Origin of the sequence: Piscinibacter sp. (assembly GCF_050175855.1) — a bacterium.
Lineage (GTDB): Bacteria > Pseudomonadota > Gammaproteobacteria > Burkholderiales > Burkholderiaceae_C > Piscinibacter.
Genome location: NZ_JBFXIO010000288.1, coordinates 1 through 6,825, shown reverse-complemented (window position 1 = coordinate 6,825; position 6,825 = coordinate 1). Strand labels below are relative to the sequence as shown.

8 protein-coding genes are annotated in these 6,825 nt (G+C 68.5%); 3 read left to right on the top strand and 5 right to left on the bottom strand.

Going from position 1 to position 6,825, the window contains the following annotated elements; translation table 11 throughout:
• Positions 1-105 precede the first annotated feature (105 nt).
• Both AB7U92_RS19005 and AB7U92_RS19000 read left to right on the top strand, forming a co-directional pair.
• Positions 106-528 carry a hypothetical protein gene (locus AB7U92_RS19005; RefSeq protein WP_428580541.1) on the top strand — a complete coding sequence of 141 codons (423 nt, stop codon included), beginning with the start codon at positions 106-108 and terminating at the stop codon, positions 526-528.
• 86 nt (positions 529-614) lie between these two features.
• On the top strand, positions 615-848 hold the full coding sequence (locus tag AB7U92_RS19000; RefSeq protein ID WP_088385757.1) for a hypothetical protein: 234 nt from the start codon (positions 615-617) through the stop codon (positions 846-848).
• 38 nt (positions 849-886) lie between these two features.
• On the opposite strand, the gene AB7U92_RS18995 is transcribed toward AB7U92_RS19000, so the two are convergent.
• The 5 genes from AB7U92_RS18995 to merT form a co-directional block, all read right to left on the bottom strand.
• Positions 887-3,367: an AAA family ATPase gene (locus AB7U92_RS18995; RefSeq protein WP_428580538.1), complete on the bottom strand. Its 2,481-nt coding sequence runs from the start codon at positions 3,365-3,367 to the stop codon at positions 887-889.
• A gap of 138 nt (positions 3,368-3,505) precedes the next feature.
• The gene (gene merA, locus AB7U92_RS18990) at positions 3,506-5,188 is read right to left on the bottom strand and encodes a mercury(II) reductase (RefSeq protein ID WP_088385755.1); all 1,683 of its coding nucleotides are present in this window, start codon (positions 5,186-5,188) and stop codon (positions 3,506-3,508) included.
• Positions 5,189-5,225: 37 nt separating this feature from the next.
• Positions 5,226-5,633, bottom strand: a complete 408-nt coding sequence (gene merC, locus AB7U92_RS18985; RefSeq protein WP_428580535.1) for an organomercurial transporter MerC — start codon at positions 5,631-5,633, stop codon at positions 5,226-5,228.
• Positions 5,634-5,658: 25 nt separating this feature from the next.
• Positions 5,659-5,937 (bottom strand): mercury resistance system periplasmic binding protein MerP, encoded by a 279-nt coding sequence (merP, locus tag AB7U92_RS18980; protein ID WP_088385753.1) that lies wholly within the window; start codon positions 5,935-5,937, stop codon positions 5,659-5,661.
• A gap of 13 nt (positions 5,938-5,950) precedes the next feature.
• Entirely contained in the window at positions 5,951-6,301 is a 351-nt protein-coding gene (gene merT / locus AB7U92_RS18975) for a mercuric ion transporter MerT (protein WP_428580531.1), read from the bottom strand.
• A 68-nt stretch (positions 6,302-6,369) separates the two neighbouring features.
• Between merT and merR the strand changes: the two genes are divergently transcribed.
• Positions 6,370-6,777, top strand: a complete 408-nt coding sequence (merR, locus tag AB7U92_RS18970; protein ID WP_054018393.1) for an Hg(II)-responsive transcriptional regulator — start codon at positions 6,370-6,372, stop codon at positions 6,775-6,777.
• The last annotated feature ends 48 nt before the right edge of the window (positions 6,778-6,825 follow it).

The window sequence follows — 6,825 nt, the reverse complement described above, 5'->3', positions numbered from 1 at the left end:
AACCCGCTCTGCCGCGGCAAACGCTGCGCATCGTCCGCGAGCGCCTGAACGAGGCCCATGCCCTGCTTCGGACGCTCGACGCGGGAAGCGCCGAGGAGAACAGCCATGCGTGAGGTAAAGGTCGACGCCGATAGCCGGACCACGGCGCAGCGGCTTCGGGACGCGTTGGCCACCATGGTTCGCACGCCAAGCACAGGCGTCGCGGTGCAGCCGCTCACCGCGACGACCCTGTGTCAGATCGCCGGGATCTCCCGCAATGCGCTGTATCGGTACCACCCCGAGGTCTTGGCGGCGCTGCACGAGGCCCAGCGAAGCGCACGCGGCCCGTCAGGCGCCCCCGCACGTCAGGCGAAGCTGCTGCGCCAGGAGAACCGCGAGTTGCGCGAGCAGTTGGGTAAGTTGGCCGCGCTCGTCGATCACTACTTCGCGGCTTGGCAGGACGCTCACCTCATGCTCGAACGGCGAGAGCGAGAACTGGCCGAGCTGCGCCGCGCCGCCGGCCCGCACGTGGTTTCGATGCGCCGCTGAGCCGCGGGCCAAGTCTTGACCTTGACACAGGAGCAAGGTCTAAGCTGCGAAGGACAGGGGCACAGGTGCCCCGCTGGAGGTCTGCGATGACATGCGCCCTCATGTCGGACCTCGCTCTCGCGCGAGCGCTGTTGCGGCTCTACAAGCTGGCCATGATCGCCGGACGCCCCGGTGTCACCGATCACCTGCTGCGCGCCCTGGAGGAACTCGCCCGAAGCGAGCCGGCATGCGAGCCGATACTCGACCAAGCGTACCTGTGGGGCCTTGGTGCGCGGGTCGGTGTCGCACAGCCGCGCATGCCAGGGTCCGGCACGCAGTGACCAGCGCTGTCGGCGCCGGGCTCGCGCCACGACCGCGACTACGCCATTGACACGCCGCGATCGACATCGCACGCATCCGCCTTCAGCGCGTCGACGTCGATCACGGCATCCGCCATCGCCGTCAGCTCGGGCGTCTGCGAGATGAAGTACTCACGCTCATAGCCACCCAGGCGCAGGACTTCCCTCTTCATCGCCATGAACATGCGCTTGCGCTGCGGATCCAGCGCGCCGTCCGCCTCGTCGGTGAACAGGGTCGTGTATCGGCGTCCCGTGTTTCGGGCCAGGTACAGCGCGATCGCCCGGGTCAGGCAAAGCTCCACCAACGTCCGCTCGCCCCCGCTCATCATGCCGACGCTCTTGCTGTCGCCGGTATCGCCGTCGTGGACGACGATGTCGAAGCCCTCCTTCTGCTCGCCCTTGGCCGTCTCCAGCAAGGTTCGGATGGACACCGTGAAGCGCGGCCCGTAGCAGGCCAGCAGCAGGTCATTTGCCAGCGCCGACAGCGCAGGTCCCGCATCGTCGATCGCCAGAGCGATCAGCCCGTCATTGCTCATGCAACGGGCGAAGAGGTTCCAGTTGCCCAGCTCATCCTCGACTCGAGCGCAGCGCGCGCGCAGGCTTTCGCGGCGTTCGCCCAGCCGGGCCGACTGCTTGGAGACCTCCTCGAGCTGCTGCGACTCACGCACCGCGGTGAGCATTGCCCGCTCCGCCGCAGCGAGGGCCTCCTTCGCGGCACCCAGCGCACGGGCTGCGCGCGCGGCTTGCTGCTCGTCGAAGGCGGGCGGCAGCGTTGCGAGCGCCTGATCCAGGCGCGCCAGCGCCGCTTCGGTCTGCCTGGCCTGCTGACCTCGTTGCGCCTCGATCGCCTTTCGTGCCGCCGCGATCTGTTGGCGCTCCGCACGTTCGTCGATGGTCTCGGCAGCGGCGCCCTCACTCGCCTGCAGCCCCAGCGCCTGAAGTTCCTGCTCGATCTCGACCAGGGTCGCCTGCGCCTGCGCGCACGCCTGGGCCTTCGAACGCACGACCGACAAGCGGTTCGCCCGCTCGCGTGCGACGGCCTCGCGGACCTCGGCCCGCGCCAGGGCGTGCGGCGCGCCGGCCAGTGCCCCGCAACGCCGGCGGGCATCGATAAGTTCCCGCTGGACCTCGGACTTCTCGCTCACCAGACGGGCGACCTGGGCCTGGGCGTTGGGGATCAGCGTCTGCGCCTCGCGCGCGTCAGCGAGCAACTTGCAACGTCCCTGCAGGTCCGTGCCGGCGCAGGGCACCTCGCCGGTCAGTCCGAACCGGCGCGCGAGTTCCTCGGCCTTCAGCGCGGCTCGACCCGCATCCCGTTCGATGGCGGCGGCGCGCTGCTCCGCGAGGCGCACCGCGCCTTGGCACTGCGTCAGCTGATGGACCTGCTCGCGGCAGGCGAGCGTGCGTGCGCCAAGCAGCGCCTGCACACGTTGCGCCAGCGGCAGGCGCCTTTCGGCGCGACGCACCGCGCCGGCCTCGGCGAGCGCCGCAAGGCATCGCTGCCGGGATTGGGTCAAGGCCTGGCGCCGCGAACGTTCCTGCTGCAGCCGATTGGCGACCCGCTGATCGAGGCGCTCCAGCCGCTGGTGCTCGGCCCGTTCCTGAACATCGAGCGCGCTCTGCGCTTGTGCCGCGCCTGCCAGGTTGGATTGCCGTTCGGCCATGAGCTGTACCCGCCGGGCATCGGTGGCTCGCGACTGCTCGCGTTCGACCACCACGCGGGCATGCCCCGTCTGGGCGGCCTCCAGGGCAGACTGCGTTGACCTCTTCGCGCGATCGGCCGCCGACACGCGATCGCCGGCGCCGTCGAGTTTTCGGCGCGCCGCCTCGAGGTGCTGATCCTCCGCGTCGACCGCGGCGAGTTCCTGACGCAGTGTTGCCAGCCCAGCTTTCAGCAGGCGGGCGGTCTCCGCTGCCTTCTGGCCCAGCGCCTGGATCTCCTCCTGCCCCAGCAGGTCGGCCAACAACGTCTTGATCTCGGCGTTGCGATAGGTGCTGAGCTGGCGCTTGCCCTGGGCTGCGAACACGGAGGTGAAGAAGGTTTCTGCACTGCCGCAGATGCTCTCCACACAGCGCGTGTACGTCTCGACCCGGCCATCCGAGATGGTCCCATCCTCGAGCGTCACGGGGGACCAGCGTCCGCCATCATCGAGCGTGAGCAGGAATGCCTCAGTGCGTCGCCGGCCACTGACTCGAATGACGATCTGCGAGCGATAGCACCGCCCTTCGTGCGCCCAGGTCAGGTCCTTCAGGCTCTCCGGCAGATGGACGTGCTCGTAGTACGAGAAGCCGCCGGGTGCCGACATCGAGGCACGACTTTGGAGGCCGAGATAGGGCACGAGATTGTCCATGATCGTGCTCTTGCCGCTGCCGTTCGGGCCCGCGATGGCGATCAGTTCTGCACCGTCGGCAAGGCGCTCCAGGTCAAGCGTGATCTCGTCGAGACCCAGGCCGTCGCGGATGCCGCGGAAGCCCTTGAGGGTGAGTCGGAGTGGCTGCATGGCATGCCTCGGAGTTGGTCTCCGATCAGGCTCGCATGGCCGGCGACGCTTTCAACGGTCGTCAGTCGCGACCCTTCACGCGCTTGGCCGCAAGGCGGCGATGCGCCGCGCAGTTCCTTGTTCAAGTCCAGCTGAAGCTCAGCCGGCGCAGCACGACAGTTGCTTCACATCCTTCGTGAAGGTCTGCGCCGCAAGCTTCAGGGCTTCGACCATCGTCAGGTACGGGAACAACTGGTCGGCCAGATCGTGCACGGTCATGCCGGCACGGATGGCGATGGCGGCGGTCTGGATGAGTTCCCCCGCTTCGGCGGCGACCGCCTGCACGCCCAGCAGCCGGCCGGTACCGGCTTCGGCCACCAGCTTGATGAAGCCGCGCGTGTCGAAGTTGACCAGCGCACGCGGCACGTTGTCGAGCGTCAACGTGCGGCTGTCGGTTTCGATCCCCGCTTGGCGCGCTTCAGCTTCGCTGAGACCGACCGTCGCGACCTGCGGATCGGTGAACACGACGGCCGGCATCGCGCTCAGGTCCAGCGCCGCGTCGCCGCCGGCCATGTTGATCGCCGCCCGCGTGCCCGCGGCGGCCGCGACGTACACGAACTGGGGCTGGGTGGTGCAGTCGCCTGCGGCATAGATGTTCGGCGCACTGGTGCGCATGTGATCGTCGACCACGATGGCGCCTTGCTCGTCCACCTTCACGCCGGCGGCTTCGAGGTTGAGCCCGCGCGTGTTCGGCGTGCGGCCCGTGGCCACCAGCAGCCGCTCGGCATGCAGCTCGCCATGATTCGTCGTCAGCACGAATTCGCCACCGGCATGCGCAACGCGGCTGGCTTGCGTCTGCTCGAGCACTTCGACGCCTTCGTCGCGGAACGCGGCGGTGAGCGCCTCGCCGATGGCCACGTCCTCGCGGAAGAACAGCTTGTTGCGCGCGAGGATCGTGACCTGGCTGCCGAGACGCGCAAATGCCTGTGCGAGTTCCACCGCGACGACGGACGAACCGATCACCGCCAGCCGCGGCGGAATCTCGCTGCTGGCCAGCGCTTCGGTCGAAGTCCAGAACGGCGTATCGGCAAGGCCTGGAATCCGCGGCACCGCCGCACTGGCGCCAGTGGCCAACAGGCAGCGGTCGAACGCCACGACCTGCTCGCCCCTGTCGCGCAGCACCACCGTCAACGACCGAGCGTCTGTGAAGCGCGCCGTGCCGTGCACCACTGTGATGGCCGGGCTGCCCTGCAGGATGCTCTCGTACTTGCCGTGGCGCAGTTCGTCCACCCGCGCCTGCTGCTGGGCGAGCAGGCGGTCGCGCAGGATGGTCGGCTCGGCAGCGGACACCCCGGCGTCGAACGGGCTGCGCCGCCGCAGGTGCGCGACGTGCGCAGCACGGATCATGATCTTGGACGGCACGCAGCCGACATTGACGCAGGTGCCGCCGGTCGTGCCGCGTTCGATGAGCGTGACCCGCGCGCCGCGCTCGGCCGATTCGAGCGCGGCGGCCATCGCGGCACCGCCGCTGCCGATGACGGCGACGTGCAGCACCTCGCCGCCGCGTGCCTTCTGACCACTGCCGAGCCAACTGCGCGCCCTTTCGAAGAAGCCGTCGCGCGACGGACCGGACGCAGCCTCGGGGACGCGCGCGCGATAGCCGGCTGCGGCCACGGCCGACACGAGTGCCGCCACGGGTGTGTCAGGGGCGAGCGTGAGGCGTGCGGTTCCCTTGGGGTAGGACACCTGCGCCGAACGCACACCAGGCACCTTCTCCAGGGCCTGGCGAACGTGCGTGGCGCACGACTCGCACGTCATGCCGCTGATCGCGAGTTCGGTCATCGGGTTACCTTCCGCCGGCAGCCGCAGCGTGATAGCTTCAGGCGTGCTTGGGCGGGACTTCGCAGCCGTCCGGCCCGCAGCGCCGGTTCGCCGGCGAGACGAAGTCCCACACCGACACCGCGACCATCGTCGCGAGGCCCACGTAGAGCAGCTTTTCGGCCACGGTGAAGCAGGCGACCAGCACGATGGCCGGACCGATCATGCCGAGCACGCTGCGTTGCCACTGGCGGTGGCTGAACCAGCCGAGTGCGTTGGCGAGCAGCGCCAGCGCCGCGAACAGCGGCAGCAGCACGGTGACGAACACGGCCTCGAACTGGCTCAGGAAGCCGAGCCCGAGTGCTGCGCCGAGGCTGGCCAGGGCCGGGAAGCAAGCCCCGCAACCCATCGCCGACACGATGCTGCCCAGCGCTCCGGCCTTGTCCGCGACGCGCGTCATGACGCTCATGATGGCCTCCTCGATCGCTGCGGCGTCAGCGCTTGACGGTGGACGGATAGCCCGCGTTCTCGGTCGCCTGGGTCAGCTTCTGCACGCTGGCCTTGGCGTCATCGAAGGTCACGACGGCCTGGCGCTTCTCGTAGCTCACGTCGACTTTGCTCACGCCATCGACCTTCGAGATCGCCTTCTTCACGGTAATCGGGCACGCCGCGCAGGTCATGCCCGGCACGTCCAGCGTCACGGTCTGCGGCGCCGCCTGGATGGCGGCCGCGCCGGACATGGCGAGGGCGGCGATGATGATCAGCTTCTTCATGGAGCACTCCTGGTCAATAGAACAGCGGCAACACGTAGGGGAAGGCGAGCGCGATCAGCACCAGCGCGGCCACGATCCAGAACACGGCCTTGTAGGTGGACCGAACCTGCGGAATCGCGCACGCCTGACCCGGTTTGCATTGCTGAGCAGGCCGATAGATGCGGCGCCACGCGATGCCCATGGCGACGAGCGCCACGCCGATGAACAACGGCCGATAGGGCTCCAGCGCCGTGAGGTTGCCGATCCACGCGCCGCTGAAGCCCAGGGTCAACAGCACCAACGGGCCCAGGCAGCACGCGGAAGCCAGGATCGCGGCGAGTCCGCCGCCGACGAGCGCGCCGCGCCCGGTCTGCGATTCCGTCATGCACTTTCCTCGGTCGGAGAGACGATGGCGTAAGCTTATTTCCGTACTCATGTACGGAGTCAAGCGGCATGGATAGCGATCAGCAGGGACTGACGATTGGGGCCGTCGCCAAGGCGGCCGGGGTCAACGTGGAGACGGTGCGCTTCTACCAGCGCCGCGCGCTGCTGCCCGAACCCGACAAGCCCTACGGCCGCATTCGGCGCTATGAGGCGAAGGACGTCGCACGGGTGCGGTTCGTGAAGGCCGCACAGCGCCTGGGCTTCAGCCTCGACGAGGTTGCGGGCTTGCTGAGACTGGACGACGGCACGCACTGTGACGAGGCGAGAAAGCTCGCTGAAGCAAAGCTCGCTGACGTGCGCCAGAAGCTGAAGGATCTGCGGCGGATCGAGTCCGCGCTGGCTGGCCTCGTTCGCGACTGCTGCACGAGGCGGGGCAAGCTTTCATGCCCATTGATTGCCACCCTGCAGCGGCAGTGAGACGCCGCGTCTTGGCCCACTGTTGACACAGTGAATTCAACATAAGGG